The sequence below is a fragment of the Streptomyces sp. NPDC050997 genome (assembly GCF_040660135.1).
Taxonomy (GTDB): domain Bacteria; phylum Actinomycetota; class Actinomycetes; order Streptomycetales; family Streptomycetaceae; genus Streptomyces.
Map to the genome: position 1 here is coordinate 93,787 of NZ_JBFAGK010000024.1, position 15,846 is coordinate 109,632.

Annotated in this window: 13 protein-coding genes; all 13 read left to right on the plus strand. The window is 68.4% G+C overall.

The features are described 5' to 3' along the window. Positions 1 to 12 precede the first annotated feature (12 nt). Genes AB0H86_RS37305 through nuoN form a run of 13 tightly spaced genes read left to right on the plus strand, consistent with a single transcriptional unit; the run spans position 13 to position 15,662 of the window. Entirely contained in the window at positions 13 to 567 is a 555-nt protein-coding gene (locus AB0H86_RS37305; RefSeq protein ID WP_362449329.1) for an NADH-quinone oxidoreductase subunit B family protein, read from the plus strand. Further along, on the plus strand, positions 564 to 1,325 hold the full coding sequence (locus AB0H86_RS37310; RefSeq protein WP_362449331.1) for an NADH-quinone oxidoreductase subunit C: 762 nt from the start codon (positions 564 to 566) through the stop codon (positions 1,323 to 1,325). The genes AB0H86_RS37305 and AB0H86_RS37310 overlap by 4 nt, the downstream gene beginning before the upstream one ends. Then, entirely contained in the window at positions 1,322 to 2,644 is a 1,323-nt protein-coding gene (locus AB0H86_RS37315) for an NADH-quinone oxidoreductase subunit D (RefSeq protein WP_362449333.1), read from the plus strand. Before AB0H86_RS37310 ends, AB0H86_RS37315 begins: the two co-directional genes overlap by 4 nt. Continuing rightward, on the plus strand, positions 2,641 to 3,528 hold the full coding sequence (nuoE, locus tag AB0H86_RS37320; protein WP_362449335.1) for an NADH-quinone oxidoreductase subunit NuoE: 888 nt from the start codon (positions 2,641 to 2,643) through the stop codon (positions 3,526 to 3,528). The genes AB0H86_RS37315 and nuoE overlap by 4 nt, the downstream gene beginning before the upstream one ends. Beyond that, a complete protein-coding gene (gene nuoF, locus AB0H86_RS37325) occupies positions 3,525 to 4,874 on the plus strand; it encodes an NADH-quinone oxidoreductase subunit NuoF (protein WP_362449337.1) in 1,350 nt (449 codons plus the stop codon). Before nuoE ends, nuoF begins: the two co-directional genes overlap by 4 nt. Beyond that, entirely contained in the window at positions 4,871 to 7,375 is a 2,505-nt protein-coding gene (locus AB0H86_RS37330) for an NADH-quinone oxidoreductase subunit G (protein WP_362449339.1), read from the plus strand. The genes nuoF and AB0H86_RS37330 overlap by 4 nt, the downstream gene beginning before the upstream one ends. After that, positions 7,372 to 8,736, plus strand: coding sequence for an NADH-quinone oxidoreductase subunit NuoH (gene nuoH / locus AB0H86_RS37335; RefSeq protein ID WP_362449341.1), 1,365 nt, complete (start codon positions 7,372 to 7,374; stop codon positions 8,734 to 8,736). Before AB0H86_RS37330 ends, nuoH begins: the two co-directional genes overlap by 4 nt. Beyond that, entirely contained in the window at positions 8,729 to 9,331 is a 603-nt protein-coding gene (nuoI, locus tag AB0H86_RS37340) for an NADH-quinone oxidoreductase subunit NuoI (RefSeq protein WP_362449343.1), read from the plus strand. Before nuoH ends, nuoI begins: the two co-directional genes overlap by 8 nt. Then, the gene (locus AB0H86_RS37345) at positions 9,328 to 10,164 is read left to right on the plus strand and encodes an NADH-quinone oxidoreductase subunit J (RefSeq protein WP_362449345.1); all 837 of its coding nucleotides are present in this window, start codon (positions 9,328 to 9,330) and stop codon (positions 10,162 to 10,164) included. The genes nuoI and AB0H86_RS37345 overlap by 4 nt, the downstream gene beginning before the upstream one ends. After that, positions 10,161 to 10,460 (plus strand): NADH-quinone oxidoreductase subunit NuoK, encoded by a 300-nt coding sequence (gene nuoK / locus AB0H86_RS37350; protein WP_004927567.1) that lies wholly within the window; start codon positions 10,161 to 10,163, stop codon positions 10,458 to 10,460. Before AB0H86_RS37345 ends, nuoK begins: the two co-directional genes overlap by 4 nt. 14 nt (positions 10,461 to 10,474) lie before the next feature. Beyond that, complete coding sequence (gene nuoL, locus AB0H86_RS37355) at positions 10,475 to 12,439, plus strand: NADH-quinone oxidoreductase subunit L (protein WP_362449347.1); 1,965 nt, start codon at positions 10,475 to 10,477, stop codon at positions 12,437 to 12,439. Between the two features lie 5 nt (positions 12,440 to 12,444). Beyond that, on the plus strand, positions 12,445 to 14,016 hold the full coding sequence (locus AB0H86_RS37360) for an NADH-quinone oxidoreductase subunit M (protein WP_362449349.1): 1,572 nt from the start codon (positions 12,445 to 12,447) through the stop codon (positions 14,014 to 14,016). Beyond that, positions 14,013 to 15,662: an NADH-quinone oxidoreductase subunit NuoN gene (gene nuoN / locus AB0H86_RS37365; protein ID WP_362449351.1), complete on the plus strand. Its 1,650-nt coding sequence runs from the start codon at positions 14,013 to 14,015 to the stop codon at positions 15,660 to 15,662. Before AB0H86_RS37360 ends, nuoN begins: the two co-directional genes overlap by 4 nt. Positions 15,663 to 15,846: the final 184 nt, after the last annotated feature.

Genomic DNA, 15,846 nt, shown 5'->3' on the forward strand with positions numbered 1-15,846 from the left:
AGGCCTTTAGTCATGGGACTCGAAGAAAAGCTGCCGAGCGGCTTTCTACTGACCACCGTCGAGCAGGCCGCGGGCTGGGTGCGCAAGTCGTCCGTCTTCCCCGCCACCTTCGGCCTCGCGTGCTGTGCCATCGAGATGATGACCACCGGCGCCGGCCGCTACGACCTGGCGCGCTTCGGCATGGAGGTCTTCCGCGGATCCCCGCGGCAGGCGGACCTGATGATCGTGGCCGGCCGGGTCAGCCAGAAGATGGCGCCGGTGCTCAGGCAGGTCTACGACCAGATGCCGAACCCCAAGTGGGTGATCTCCATGGGGGTCTGCGCCTCCTCGGGCGGCATGTTCAACAACTACGCCATCGTCCAGGGCGTCGACCACATCGTCCCGGTCGACATCTATCTCCCCGGCTGTCCGCCACGGCCGGAGATGCTGATGGACGCCATCCTCAAGCTTCACCAGAAGATCCAGACCTCCAAGCTCGGCGTGAACGCCGAGGAGGCGGCTCGGGAGGCGGAGGAAGCGGCGCTCAAGGCCCTGCCGATGATCGAGATGAAGGGGCTGCTGCGGTGAGCGACGCGAACGGCACCACGGGTGCGGGCGGGTCGAACGGGGTGAACCCCGAAAAGGACCTCGGCACCGACAACCTCCCCGGCCAGCGCGGCGAGGGTGGCGAGGAGATCCGCGTCCAGCGCGGCATGTTCGGCGCCAACAACGGCGGCGACACCTCCGGCTACGGCGGCCTGGTCCGCTCGGTCCGGCTCCCGGGAGTGGCGAGCCGTCCCTACGGCGGGTGGTTCGACGAGGTCGCCGACGAGCTGGAAGGCGCGCTGGAGGAACAGGGTCTCCTGCCCGGCAACGCGATCGAGAAGACGGTCGTCGACCGCGACGAGCTCACCTTCCACATCGAACGTGAGCACCTGCTCCGCGTCGCCGGCACCCTGCGCGACGACCCCGCCCTGCGCTTCGAGCTCTGCACCGGCGTGAGCGGCGTCCACTACCCCCACGACACCGGCCGCGAGCTGCACGCCGTCTACCACCTGCGCTCGATCACCCACAACCGGCTGATCCGCCTCGAAGTCAGCGCCCCGGACACCGACCGGCACATCCCGTCGCTGGTCTCCGTCTATCCGACCAACGACTGGCACGAGCGCGAGACCTACGACTTCTTCGGCATCGTCTTCGACGGTCACCCGGCGTTGACGCGGATCATGATGCCGGACGACTGGCAGGGCCACCCGCAGCGCAAGGACTACCCCCTCGGCGGCATCCCCGTCGAGTACAAGGGCGCCCAGATCCCGGCTCCGGACCAGCGGAGGTCGTACTCGTGAGCACTTCGCATGCCTCCCCTCGGGAGACCACAGAGGGCACCGTCTACACGGTCACCGGCGGTGACTGGGACGAGGTCGTCCAGTCCGCGGCCCGCGCCGACGACGAACGCATCGTCGTCAACATGGGGCCGCAGCACCCCTCCACCCACGGAGTGCTCCGCCTCATCCTGGAGATCGACGGCGAGACGGTCACCGAGGCCCGCTGCGGCATCGGTTATCTGCACACCGGCATCGAGAAGAACACCGAGTTCCGCACGTGGACGCAGGGCACCACGTTCGTGACGCGTATGGACTACCTGACGTCCTTCTTCAACGAGACCGCCTACTGTCTCGCCGTCGAGAAGCTCCTCGGCATCGAGGACCAGATCCCGGACCGCGCCACCCTCATCCGGGTGCTCCTGATGGAGCTGAACCGGCTGTCCTCGCACCTGGTGTGCATCGCCACCGGCGGCATGGAACTCGGCGCCACCACGATCATGATCTACGGATTCCGTGATCGTGAAATGATTCTCGACATCTACGAGCTCATCACGGGCCTTCGGATGAACCACGCGTACATCCGCCCCGGCGGACTCGCGCAGGACCTGCCGCCCGGCGCGGTGGACCACATCCGCGAGTTCGTGAAGAAGATGAAGAAGAACCTCCCGGAGTACGACAAGCTCGCCACCGGGAACCCCATCTTCAAGGCCCGTATGCAGGACGTCGGCTATCTCGACCTGGCCGGCTGCATGGCCCTCGGCGCCACCGGCCCGATCCTGCGCTCCACCGGCCTGCCGCACGACCTGCGCAAGGCGCAGCCGTACTGCGGCTACGAGACGTTCGACTTCGACGTCCCCACCGCCGACTCCTGCGACTCCTACGGCCGCTTCCTGGTCCGGCTGGAGGAGATGCGCCAGTCCCTCAGGATCGTCGAGCAGTGCCTGGACCGGCTGCAGCCCGGCCCGGTCATGATCGCCGACAAGAAGATCGCCTGGCCCGCCCAGCTCGCCCTGGGCCCGGACGGCCTCGGCAACTCCCTCGACCACATCAAGAAGATCATGGGCACCTCCATGGAGGCCCTGATCCACCACTTCAAGCTGGTCACCGAGGGTTTCCGCGTGCCGCCGGGACAGGCGTACGTGGCGGTCGAGTCGCCCAAGGGCGAACTCGGGGTGCACGCCGTGTCCGACGGCGGCACCCGCCCCTACCGGGTCCACTTCCGTGACCCGTCCTTCACCAACCTGCAGGCCATGGCGGCGATGTGCGAGGGCGGCCAGGTCGCCGACGTCATCGTCGCTGTCGCATCCATCGACCCCGTGATGGGAGGCGTCGACCGGTGACCACCTCTTCTTCGGAGCGGGGCGTCAGCCTGGGCATGCCCGAACTGCCCGCACCCGCTTACCCGGACGACGTCCGAGCGAGGCTGGAGACGGATGCGCGGGAGATCATCGCCCGCTACCCGGACTCCCGCTCGGCGCTCCTGCCGTTGCTGCATCTCGTGCAGTCGGAGGAGGGCCATGTCACGCGCACCGGGATGCGGTTCTGCGCGGACGTGCTGGGCCTGACCACGGCCGAGGTCACCGCGGTCGCCACCTTCTACTCCATGTACCGGCGGCGGCCCAGCGGTGACTACCAGGTGGGTGTCTGCACCAACACGCTGTGTGCGGTGATGGGCGGCGACGCGATCTTCGAGACCCTCCAGGAACACCTGGGCATCGGCAATGGCGAGACCACCGACGACGGCAAGGTCACCCTGGAGCACATCGAGTGCAACGCGGCCTGCGACTTCGCGCCGGTGGTGATGGTCAACTGGGAGTTCTTCGACAACCAGACCCCCGCCACCGCCAAGCGCCTCGTCGACGACCTGCGTGCCGACCGCACTGTCGAGCCCACGCGCGGGGCGCCGCTGTGCACCTTCAAGGAGACCGCCCGGATCCTGGCCGGCTTCCCCGACGAGCGGCCCGGGGCCGTCGGGGCAAGCGGCGGAGCGGGACCCGCTTCGCTGGTGGGCCTTCGCCTGGCAAGGGGAGAGGCCGCACCCGCGCGCGTGGTCCATCCGCGCAACGGCGGTCCGCACGAAGGCGGTCCGCACGACGAGCCGCAGGACAGGGCCGTCCATGAACCGTCACCGACCGAGCACCTGAGCTCACACGACGCGCCACAGGACACGTCGGCCTCCGACCCAGCCCACCCGGCAGGGCCTGCCGCCGAGGAGGGGGAGTGATGACGTTGGCAGCCGAACTCAAAGACACCAGCCCCGAGAAGCTGCTCGCACCCGTGCTGTCGGCCTTCTGGGACGAGGACGAGTCCTGGACTCTGGATGTCTACCGAAGGCACGAAGGATACGAGGGACTCCGCAAGGCGCTCGCCATGTCGCCGGACGACCTGATCGCGTACGTCAAGGACTCCGGTCTGCGCGGGCGCGGTGGCGCGGGATTCCCGACGGGAATGAAATGGCAGTTCATTCCGCAGGGAGATGGAAAGCCGCACTATCTAGTTGTCAACGCCGACGAGTCGGAGCCAGGGACCTGCAAGGACATCCCGCTCCTCTTCGCGAACCCGCACAGCCTCATCGAGGGCATTGTCATCGCGTGTTATGCCATCAGGTCTTCGCATGCCTTCATCTATCTGCGTGGTGAAGTCGTCCCTGTGTTGCGGCGGTTGCACGAGGCCGTGCGTGAGGCCTACGCGGCGGGCTACCTCGGCGAGAACATCCTGGGCAGCGGACTCGACCTCCAACTCACCGTGCACGCGGGCGCGGGCGCGTACATCTGCGGTGAGGAGACCGCACTGCTCGACTCGCTCGAAGGCCGCCGGGGTCAACCGCGGCTCCGTCCCCCTTTCCCTGCCGTCGCGGGCCTCTATGCGTGCCCGACTGTGGTGAATAACGTCGAATCGATCGCGTCAGTTCCCGCGATCCTGCAGAAGGGCAAGGAGTGGTTCAGGTCGATGGGCAGCGAGAAGTCCCCGGGCTTCACGCTCTACTCGCTCAGCGGCCATGTCACCAATCCCGGTCAGTACGAGGCCCCGCTCGGCATCACGCTCCGCCAACTCCTCGACATGAGCGGCGGCATGCGAGCCGGACATCGCCTCAAGTTCTGGACGCCGGGCGGCTCCTCGACTCCGATGTTCACCGACGAGCATCTCGACGTCCCTCTTGATTACGAAGGAGTGGGCGCCGCGGGTTCCATGCTCGGCACAAAAGCTCTGCAATGTTTCGACGAGACGACCTGCGTGGTCCGTGCCGTCACCCGCTGGACCGAGTTCTACGCCCACGAGTCCTGCGGCAAGTGCACACCGTGCCGCGAAGGGACGTACTGGCTCGTGCAGTTGCTGCGTGACATCGAGGCCGGCAAGGGCGTCATGTCCGACCTCGACAAGCTGAACGACATCGCCGACAACATCAACGGCAAGTCCTTCTGCGCCCTCGGCGACGGTGCCGCGTCGCCGATCTTCTCCTCGCTCAAGTACTTCCGTGAGGAGTACGAGCAGCACATCACGGGCCGCGGCTGCCCCTTCGACCCGGCCAAGTCGACGGCCTGGGCCGACCGCACGGAGGTGAACGCATGACTGTGACCACCAGCGCTCCCTCGGGCGGGGGCGAGGCGGCGGTCCCGCCGGAGGACCTCGTGGCGCTGACGATCGACGGCGTCGAGATCAGCGTGCCCAAGGGCACCCTGGTCATCCGGGCCGCCGAGCAGCTCGGCATCGAGATCCCCCGGTTCTGCGACCACCCTCTCCTCGACCCGGCCGGCGCCTGCCGCCAGTGCATCGTCGAGGTCGAGGGCCAGCGCAAACCGATGGCGTCCTGCACGATCACGTGCACGGACGGGATGGTGGTGAAGACCCACCTCACCTCGCCGGTCGCCGAGAAGGCCCAGCACGGTGTGATGGAGCTGCTCCTCATCAACCACCCGCTGGACTGCCCCGTCTGCGACAAGGGCGGCGAGTGCCCGCTGCAGAACCAGGCGATGTCGCACGGGCAGGCAGAGTCCCGCTTCGAGGGAAAGAAGCGGACGTACGAGAAGCCCGTGGCGATCTCCACGCAGGTGCTGCTCGACCGTGAGCGGTGCGTGCTGTGCGCCCGCTGCACCCGGTTCTCCAACCAGGTCGCGGGCGACCCGATGATCGAGCTGATCGAGCGGGGCGCGCTTCAGCAGGTCGGCACCGGCGAGGGCGACCCCTTCGAGTCGTACTTCTCCGGCAACACCATCCAGATCTGCCCGGTCGGCGCGCTGACCTCGGCGGCGTACCGATTCCGCTCCCGTCCCTTCGACCTGGTCTCCTCGCCCTCCGTGTGCGAGCACTGCTCCGGCGGCTGCGCCACCCGCACCGACCACCGGCGCGGCAAGGTCATGAGGCGGCTCGCGGCCGACGACCCCGAGGTCAACGAGGAGTGGATCTGCGACAAGGGACGGTTCGGGTTCCGGTACGCGCAGCAGCGGGACCGGCTCCAGACACCCCTGGTGCGCAACCCGGAGGGTGACCTGGTGCCGGCCTCCTGGCCGGAGGCGCTGCAGATCGCGGCCCAGGGACTGCTCGCCTCGCGCGGGCGGGCCGGGGTCCTGACCGGCGGCCGCCTCACCATCGAGGACGCCTACGCGTACAGCAAGTTCGCACGCGTGGCACTCGACACCAACGACATCGACTTCCGCGCGCGCGTGCACAGCGGCGAGGAAGCCGACTTCCTGGCCGCCCAGGTCGCCGGACGCGGCCGTGACCTCGACGGTACGGGCGTCACGTACACCGCTCTGGAGAAGGCACCCGCCGTTCTGCTGGTCGGGTTCGAGGCCGAGGAGGAGGCGCCCGGCGTCTTCCTGAGGCTGCGCAAGGCCTGGCGCAAGCACGGACAGAAGGTCTTCTCCCTCGCCACACACGCCACGCGCGGCCTGGAGAAGGCGGGCGGCACGCTGCTGCCGGCCGCCCCAGGCACCGAGACCGAGTGGCTCGAAGCGCTCGCGAGCGGGGTCGGGCTGGAGGACGGCGGCGCGACGGCCGCCGAGGCACTGCGGGCCGAGGGCGCGGTGATCGTCGTAGGAGAGCGGCTGGCCTCCGTGGCGGGCGGACTGGCCGCCGCCGTAAGGGCCTCGTCCGCGATCGGCGCGCAGCTGGTGTGGATCCCGCGCCGGGCCGGGGAGCGCGGTGCCGTCGAGGCGGGCGCGCTGCCCTCGCTGCTGCCGGGCGGACGTCCGGCGACCGACCCGCGCGCGCGGGACGAGGTCGCCGCGGTCTGGGGCCTGGCCGAACTGCCGCACCGCTACGGGCGCGACACCGGCCAGATGGTCGAGGCCGCCGCCAGGGGCGAACTCCAGGCGCTGGTGATCGCCGGCGTCGAGGTCGAGGACCTGCCGGACCCGGCACGCGCGCGTGAAGCACTCCAGGAGGCCGGCTTCCTGGTGTCGCTGGAGCTGCGGCCCAGCGAGGTCACCGAGCTCGCGGACGTCGTCCTTCCGGTCGCCGCGGTGGCCGAGAAGGCCGGCACCTTCCTCAACTGGGAAGGCCGGGTGCGCTTCTTCGAGGCCGCGCTCAAGCCCGACCACATGACCCGCAGTCTCGCGCCCACCGACGCGCGCGTACTGCAGATGCTGGCCGACGCCATGGACGTACACCTGGGGCTGCCGGATCTGCGCACCGCGCGCGCGGAGCTGGACCGGCTGGGACCCTGGGACGGGCCGCGCGCCACCGACCCCCTGGAGACCGCGGCCTCCTTGCCGAGGCCGGCCGCCGGAGAGGCCGTACTGGCAGGGCACCGGCTGCTGCTCGACCGGGGTCTCCTCCAGCAGGGCGACGAGGCGCTCGCCGGGACGCGGCACGCGGCCCACGCGCGCGTGTCGCCCGCCACGGCCGCCGAGGCGGGCGTGAAGGACGGCGACGTGCTCGCCGTGACCGCGGCCACCGGCACGGTCGAACTCCCCCTTCGGATCACCGAGATGCCCGACCGGGTGGTCTGGCTCCCGCTGAACTCCGTGGGCGGGGGCGTCGCCTCCGACACCGGGGCGCGGCCCGGTTCACTCGTCCGCATCGGACCGGCGACGCTCGCCGCCGAAGTCACCGAGGAGGTGGAGGCATGAGGCCGTACCTCGCCGCTGAAGACCTCTCGATGTTCGGCACCGACCCCTGGTGGCTCGTCGTCATCAAGGCGGTGTTCTGCTTCGCCTTCCTGATGGTGACCGTGCTGTTCTCCATCGTGTGGGAGCGCAAGGTCGTCGCCTGGATGCAGCTGCGCATCGGCCCCAACCGGCACGGTCCCTGGGGCATGCTCCAGTCGCTCGCCGACGGCATCAAGCTGATGCTCAAGGAAGACGTCATCGTCAAGCGCGCGGACAAGGTGGTGTACGTCCTCGCGCCGATCATCGCGGCCATCCCGGCCTTCATGGCGATCGCGGTGATCCCCTTCGGCCCGGCCGGCAACGAGATCTCGATCTTCGGGCACCGCACCGCGATGCAGCTCACCGACCTGCCGATCGCGATGCTCTACATCCTCGCGGTCGCCTCGGTCGGCATCTACGGCATCGTGCTCGCCGGTTGGAGCTCCGGATCCACGTATCCGCTGCTGGGCGGGCTGCGCTCCTGCGCGCAGATGATCTCGTACGAGATCGCCATGGGCGCCGCGTTCGCGTCGGTGTTCCTCTACTCGGGGTCGATGTCGACCTCCACGATCGTCGAACAGCAGCAGGACCGCTGGTACATCCTGCTGCTGCCGGTCTCCTTCCTGATCTACATCGTGACGATGGTCGGCGAGACCAACCGCGCCCCCTTCGACATGCCGGAGTCCGAGGGCGACCTGGTCGGCGGTTTCAACACCGAGTACTCGTCGATCAAGTTCGCGCTGTTCATGCTCGCCGAGTACGTGAACATGGTGACGGTCTCGGCCGTGTCGACGACGCTCTTCCTGGGCGGCTGGCGGGCCCCGTGGCCGATCAGCACCTTCTGGGAGGGCGCCAACCACGGCTGGTGGCCGCTGCTCTGGTTCGTGATCAAGGTGCAGCTGTTGCTGTTCTTCTTCATCTGGCTGCGCGGCACCCTCCCGCGGGTCCGCTACGACCAGCTGATGAAGCTCGGCTGGAAGGTCCTCATCCCGATCTCCCTGGTCTGGCTGATGCTCGTCGCCACCGTGCGGACCCTCAGGAACGAGAACTACGACTTCGCCGACATCGTCCTGTACGTCGTCGGCGGGGTCCTCGTCCTGCTGCTTCTCTCCTTCGTCGTCGACATGTTCCGCGAGAAGGCGAAGACGGCCGAGCGGGCCGCCGAGGAACCGGCCGGGTTCGACCCGATGGCGGGCGGATTCCCCGTACCGCCGCTGCCCGGACAGGAGCTTCCACCAGTGCCAAGGCGCCGCTCGTCCCGCGAGCGGGAGCTGATTGTCAGTGGTGGGCCCGATACTCAGAGTGACGGATCTCTGGATGGAAAGGAGGCGTCCGATGGCTGAGGAGCCCAAGGAGACCAAGCCCGGTTTCCAGAACCCCGTGGCCGGCTTCGGCGTGACCTTCAAGGCCATGTTCAAGAAGCGGCTGACCGAGCAGTACCCGGAGCAGCAGAAGACCACCGCTCCCCGCTTCCACGGACGGCACCAGCTCAACCGCCATCCGGACGGCCTGGAGAAATGCGTCGGCTGCGAGCTGTGCGCCTGGGCCTGCCCCGCCGACGCCATCTATGTGGAAGGCGCCGACAACACCGACGAGGAGCGCTACTCGCCGGGCGAGCGGTACGGCCGCGTCTACCAGATCAACTACGCCCGCTGCATCCTGTGCGGCCTGTGCATCGAGGCGTGCCCCACGCGCGCGTTGACGATGACCAACGAGTTCGAACTGGCCGACTCCAGCCGCGCCAACCTCATCTACACCAAGGAACAGCTGCTCGCGGGCCTCGAGGACGGCATGGTCGACAGCCCGCACGCCATCTACCCCGGCACGGACGAGCAGGACTACTACCGGGGCCTGGTGACGGAGGCGGCGCCGGGCACGGAGCAGCAGATCGCCGTCTCCAAGGGCGAGAAGTCCTCCGAGGAGGAGGTGGGGACATGACTCTGGCCGCCTACTCCACCTCCACGGGCGAGGCCTTCCAGTTCTGGGTGCTCGGCACCGTCGCCGTGATCGGCGCTCTGTGCACCGTCTTCATGAAGAGGGCCGTGCACAGCGCGCTCTGTCTCGCCGGCACCATGATCATCCTCGCGGTGTTCTACCTCGCCAACGGCGCCTACTTCCTGGGCGTCGTCCAGATCGTCGTCTACACCGGCGCGATCATGATGCTGTTCCTGTTCGTGGTGATGCTCGTCGGCGTCACCGCGGCGGACTCCCTCAAGGAGACCATCAAGGGCCAGCGCTGGCTGGCCCTGCTGTGCGGACTCGGCTTCGCCGTCCTGCTGTTCGCGGGCATCGGCAACGCCTCCCTCACGGAGTTCAACGGTCTCGGCCAGGCCAACGCCAACGGCAACGTGGAGGGCCTCGCCGCCCTCATCTTCACGAAGTACGTGTTCGCCTTCGAGATCACCGGCGCGCTGCTGATCACCGCGGCCGTCGGCGCCATGGTGCTCACCCACCGCGAGCGCACCGAGCGCCCCAAGTCCCAGCGCGAGCTGGCCGAGCAGCGGGTGCGCGAGAACAAGCACCTGCCGCCGCTGCCGGCGCCCGGCGTGTACGCCCGGCACAACGCCGTGGACATCGCGGGCCTGCTGCCCGACGGCACCCCGTCCGACCTCACCGTCAGCAAGACGCTGCGGGAGCGGGGACAGATCCGTGACGTGTCGCAGGAGGCGCTCAACGACCTGCGGGTCCTGGAGCAGCGCTCCACGGAGCGCCTGGAGCGTACCGAGATCCAACCGGCGAACCTCAAGCGGGCCGAGGAGGCGTCGAAGTGAACCCCGTCAACTACCTCTATCTCGCCGCCCTGTTGTTCACGATCGGCGCCACCGGAGTGCTGATCAGGCGCAACGCGATCGTGGTGTTCATGTGCGTCGAGCTGATGCTCAACGCCTGCAACCTCGCGTTCGTCGCCTTCTCCCGGATGCACGGCAATCTCGACGGCCAGATCATCGCCTTCTTCACGATGGTCGTCGCCGCCGCGGAGGTCGTGGTCGGGCTCGCGATCATCGTGTCGCTGTTCCGTTCCCGCCACTCGGCCTCGGTCGACGACGCCAGTTTGATGAAGCTGTAAGGGGTCGCTGAATCGTGGAGAACCTGATTGCGCTGCTCGTCGCGGCGCCCCTGCTCGGAGCGGCGGTCCTGCTGTGCGGCGGCCGGAGACTGGACGCCGTCGGCCACTGGATCGGCACGGCCCTGGCCGCCGCGTCCTTCGTGGTCGGCGTGGTCCTCTTCGCCGACCTGCTCGGCAAGGACGCCGAACACCGCACGCTCACCCAGCACCTGTTCAGCTGGGTCCCGGTCGAGGGCTTCCAGGCGGACGTCGGCTTCCAACTCGATCAGCTGTCGATGACCTTCGTGCTGCTGATCACCGGCGTCGGCTCGCTGATCCACCTGTACTCGGTCGGGTACATGGAGCACGACGAGCGCCGTCGCCGCTTCTTCGGCTACCTGAACCTGTTCCTCGCGGCGATGCTGCTGCTCGTCCTCGCCGACAACTACCTCCTGCTGTACGTCGGCTGGGAGGGCGTCGGTCTGGCGTCCTACCTGCTGATCGGGTTCTGGCAGCACAAGCCCAGCGCGGCCACCGCGGCGAAGAAGGCCTTCCTGGTCAACCGCGTCGGCGACATGGGCCTGTCGATCGCGATCATGCTGATGTTCACGACCTTCGGCACCTTCGCCTTCGGCCCGTTGCTCGGCACCCTCGAGGAGCCGGGACTCGCCGGTGACGCCACCGAGGGCAAGCTCACCGCGATCGCCCTGATGCTGCTGCTCGCCGCCTGCGGCAAGTCCGCCCAGGTGCCGCTGCAGTCCTGGCTCGGGGACGCCATGGAGGGCCCGACTCCGGTCTCGGCCCTCATTCACGCCGCCACGATGGTCACCGCGGGCGTGTACCTGATCGTCCGCTCCGCGGCCATCTTCAACGCCGCCCCCGACGCCCAACTCGTCGTCACCATCGTGGGTGCCGTCACGCTCCTGTTCGGTGCGATCGTCGGTTGCGCGAAGGACGACATCAAGAAGGCACTGGCCGGCTCGACCATGTCGCAGATCGGCTACATGGTCCTCGCCGCGGGCCTCGGCCCCATCGGCTACGTTTTCGCGATCATGCACCTGGTGACGCACGGCTTCTTCAAGGCCGGGCTCTTCCTCGGCGCCGGTTCGGTCATGCACGGCATGAACGACGAGGTCGACATGAGGAAGTACGGCGGCCTCAGGAAGTACATGCCGATCACCTTCATCACCTTCGGCCTCGGCTACCTCGCCATCATCGGCTTCCCCGGCCTGTCCGGCTTCTTCTCCAAGGACAAGATCATCGAGGCGGCGTTCGCCAAGGGCGGCACCGAGGGCTGGATCCTCGGCGGATGCGCCCTGCTGGGCGCGGCCATCACGGCGTACTACATGACGCGCGTGATGCTGATGACGTTCTTCGGAGAGGAACGCTGGCGCAACGCTCCGACGCCCTCTCCGGCCGAGCCGAGCGTGGAGCCCGCCGCCGAGCACCACGGCGAGCACGCCGAACCGCACCCGCACGAGTCGCCCAGGTCCATGACGATCCCGATGATCGTGCTGGCCTTCGGATCGGTCTTCGCGGGTGGATTCTTCAGCATCGGCGACCGCTTCCTGCACTGGCTCGAGCCCGTCACCGGCCACAGCCACGGGGACTCCCCGGTCAGCGCCCTGACGGTCACCAGCGCCACGATGGTGGTTCTCGTCGTCGGTGTCGCCATCGCGTACGGCCAGTACGGCCGCCGTCCGGTCCCGGTCCTCGCCCCTCGCGGGTCGCTGCTCACCCGGGCCGCCCGGCGCGACCTGCTCCAGGACGACTTCAACCACGTGGTCCTGGTCCGAGGCGGGGAACACCTCACGCGCTCCCTGGTGTACGTCGACCACACCCTGGTCGACGGTGTCGTCAACGGCACGGCGGCCTCGATGGGCGGCCTCTCCGGGCGGATGCGCAGGCTGCAGAACGGCTTCGCGCGGTCGTACGCGGTCTCGATGTTCGGCGGTGCGGCGGTCCTCGTCGCCGCGACCCTGCTGATGAGGGCGGTCTGATACCGATGTCCTTTCCCCTGCTGACAGCGACGGCGGCGCTCCCGGCCCTCGGCGCGATCGCCACAGCCGCCGTACCGGCCGCCCGGCGCACCGCGGCCAAGTGGCTCGCGCTGCTCGTCTCGCTCGCCACCCTTGTGCTCGCCGCCGTCGTCCTGGTGCGTTTCGACCCGGACGGCGACCGCTACCAGCTCACCGAATCCCACTCCTGGATCAAGGACTTCGGGGTCCGGTACGAGCTGGGCGTGGACGGCATCGGGGTGGCGCTCGTCGCGCTGACCGCGCTGCTGATCCCGTTCATCATCCTCGCGGGGTGGCACGACGCCGACCCGCTGGAGACCGGCAACAAGCGGTGGCGGCCGACTCAGGGCTTCTTCGCCCTGATCCTGGCCGTCGAGGCGATGGTGATCCTCTCCTTCGAGGCCACCGACGTCTTCCTCTTCTACATCTTCTTCGAAGCCATGCTGATCCCGATGTACTTCCTCATCGGCGGCTTCGGGGACCGTGCCCATGAACACGGCGAGGAGACGGCGTCCACGCAACGGTCGTACGCGGCCGTGAAGTTCCTGCTCTACAACCTGGTCGGCGGCCTGATCATGCTGGCCGCGGTGATCGGTCTGTACGTGGTCGCCGGGAGCTTCTCGCTCCAGGAGATCGCCGAGGCCCGGGCCAACGGCTCGCTCGACATGGCGACCAACACCGAACGCTGGCTGTTCCTGGGCTTCTTCTTCGCGTTCGCGGTGAAGGCGCCCCTGTGGCCGCTGCATACCTGGCTGCCCAACGCGATGGGGGAGGCCACCGCCCCGGTCGCCGTCCTCATCACGGCGGTCGTCGACAAGGTGGGCACCTTCGCGATGCTCCGCTTCTGCCTCCAGCTGTTCCCGGAGGCGTCGAAATGGGCGACGCCCGTCATCCTCGTACTGGCGCTGATCAGCATCATCTACGGGGCGCTGGTCGCCGTCGGCCAGCGGGACATCAAGCGGCTGGTGGCGTACGCGTCGATCTCGCACTTCGGCTTCATCATCCTGGGCATCTTCGCGATGACCAGCCAGGGCCAGTCCGGGGCGACCCTCTACATGGTCAACCACGGGATTTCGACCGCCGCGTTGATGCTGGTGGCCGGCTTCCTGATCTCCCGTCGCGGCTCGCGGCTCATCGCCGACTACGGCGGAGTGCAGAAGGTCGCCCCGGTGCTCGCCGGTACCTTCCTGATCGGTGGCCTCGCGACGCTGTCACTGCCGGGGCTCGCGCCCTTCGTGAGCGAGTTCCTGGTCCTGGTGGGCACGTTCGCGCGCTACCCGGTGGTCGGGATCATCGCCACGTTCGGCATCGTGCTCGCCGCGCTCTACGTCCTCGTCCTCTACCAGAGGACGATGACGGGCCCGGTGAAACCCGAGGTCGCGACGATGCCGGATCTCAGGGTGCGGGAACTCGTGGTCGTAGCCCCGCTGGTGGTGCTGTTGATCTTCCTGGGTGTCTACCCGAAGCCGGTCACGGACATCATCGACCCGGCGGTCAAGCAGACCATGTCCGATGTACAGAAGAAGGACCCCCAGCCCGAGGTGGAGGCGGCCAAGTGAGCGCAACAGCCGTCCACAGCCTGTGGACAACCGCGGCCGATCCGATCTCGAAGATCGACGCACCGAAGTTCGAGTACGGACAACTGTCGCCCATCCTGATCATCGTCGGCGCGGCGCTCATCGGGGTGCTGGTCGAGGCGTTCGTCCCCCGCAAGTCCCGTTACTACGCCCAACTGTTCGTGTCCGTGGTCGCGTTGGCCTCCGCCTTCGCCGCGGTCGTCGCACTCGCCTCCGACGGGTACGCGACGACGAAGGCCGGCATCGTGGCGATGGGCGCGATCGCCGTCGACGGCCCAGCCCTTTTCCTGCAGGGCACGATCCTGCTGGCGGGCGTGGTCGGCCTGTTCACCTTCGCCGAACGGCGGCTCGACCCCGAGACGCACGGCAACCGCGTCGACTCCTTCGCCGCACAGGCGGCCTCGGTGCCCGGCAGCGACGCGGAGAAGGCCGCGGTGAAGGCCGGGTTCACCACCACCGAGGTGTTCCCGCTGCTGCTGTTCGCGATCGCCGGCATGCTGATCTTCCCGGCCGCCAACGACCTGCTGACACTGTTCGTGGCGCTGGAGGTCTTCTCGCTCCCGCTGTACCTGCTGTGCGCGCTGGCCCGCCGCAAGCGGCTGATGTCGCAGGAGGCCGCGGTCAAGTACTTCCTGCTCGGCGCGTTCGCCTCCGCGTTCACCCTGTTCGGCATCGCACTGCTGTACGGCTATGCGGGCTCCATGTCGTACGCGACGATCGCGCAGGTCGTCGACGGCACGATCACGACCGTCGACCCGGCGCTCGCCGACACCATGGGCAACGACGCACTGCTGCTCATCGGTGCCGCGATGCTGATGATGGGCCTGCTCTTCAAGGTCGGCGCGGTGCCGTTCCACATGTGGACGCCCGACGTCTACCAGGGCGCGCCGACGCCGGTGACGGGGTTCATGGCGGCGGCGACCAAGGTGGCGGCCTTCGGCGCGCTGCTGAGGGTCCTGTACGTGGTGCTGCCGGGGCTGCGCTGGGACTGGCGGCCGGTCATGTGGGGCGTCGCGATCGTCACCATGCTCGGCGGTGCGATCGTCGCGATCACGCAGACCGACATCAAGCGGCTGCTGGCGTACTCGTCCATCGCGCACGCGGGCTTCATCCTCGCGGGTGTCATCGCGACCACGCCCGACGGTGTGTCCTCGGTCCTCTTCTATCTGGCCGCGTACTCGTTCGTCACCATCGGGGCGTTCGCGGTGGTCACGCTTGTACGGGACGCCGGCGGCGAGGCGACCCACCTGTCCAAGTGGGCTGGGCTCGGCCGGCGTTCACCGCTGGTGGCGGCCGTGTTCGCGGTCTTCCTGCTGGCCTTCGCGGGCATCCCGCTGACCTCCGGGTTCGCCGGGAAGTTCGCCGTGTTCAAGGCGGCGGCGGAGGGCGGCGCGGCCCCGCTGGTCGTGGTGGGTGTGATCTCGTCCGCGATCGCGGCCTTCTTCTACATCCGCGTCATCGTGCTGATGTTCTTCAGTGAGCCGCGGCCCGATGGCCCGACCGTGGCCGTGCCGTCGCCGCTGACGACGACGGCGATCGGGGTCGGTGTGGCGGTGACGCTGGTCCTGGGTGTCGCGCCGCAGTACTTCCTGGACCTGGCGAACCAGGCGGGAGTGTTCGTGCGCTGACCTGCGCCTCTGGCGTGATGGGCCCCGGTTCCCCGATGGGGAACCGGGGCCCACTCCTTGTTCTCGGGCGCACTGCGGGAACACTGCGGGCGCCGCCTGGCCCGTGCCGCCTGTGGATAACTCAGGCGCTGTCGGTCCTGAGCCCTATCGTGGACGCAGTGGTCGAGGGACGACGTACGGGGGA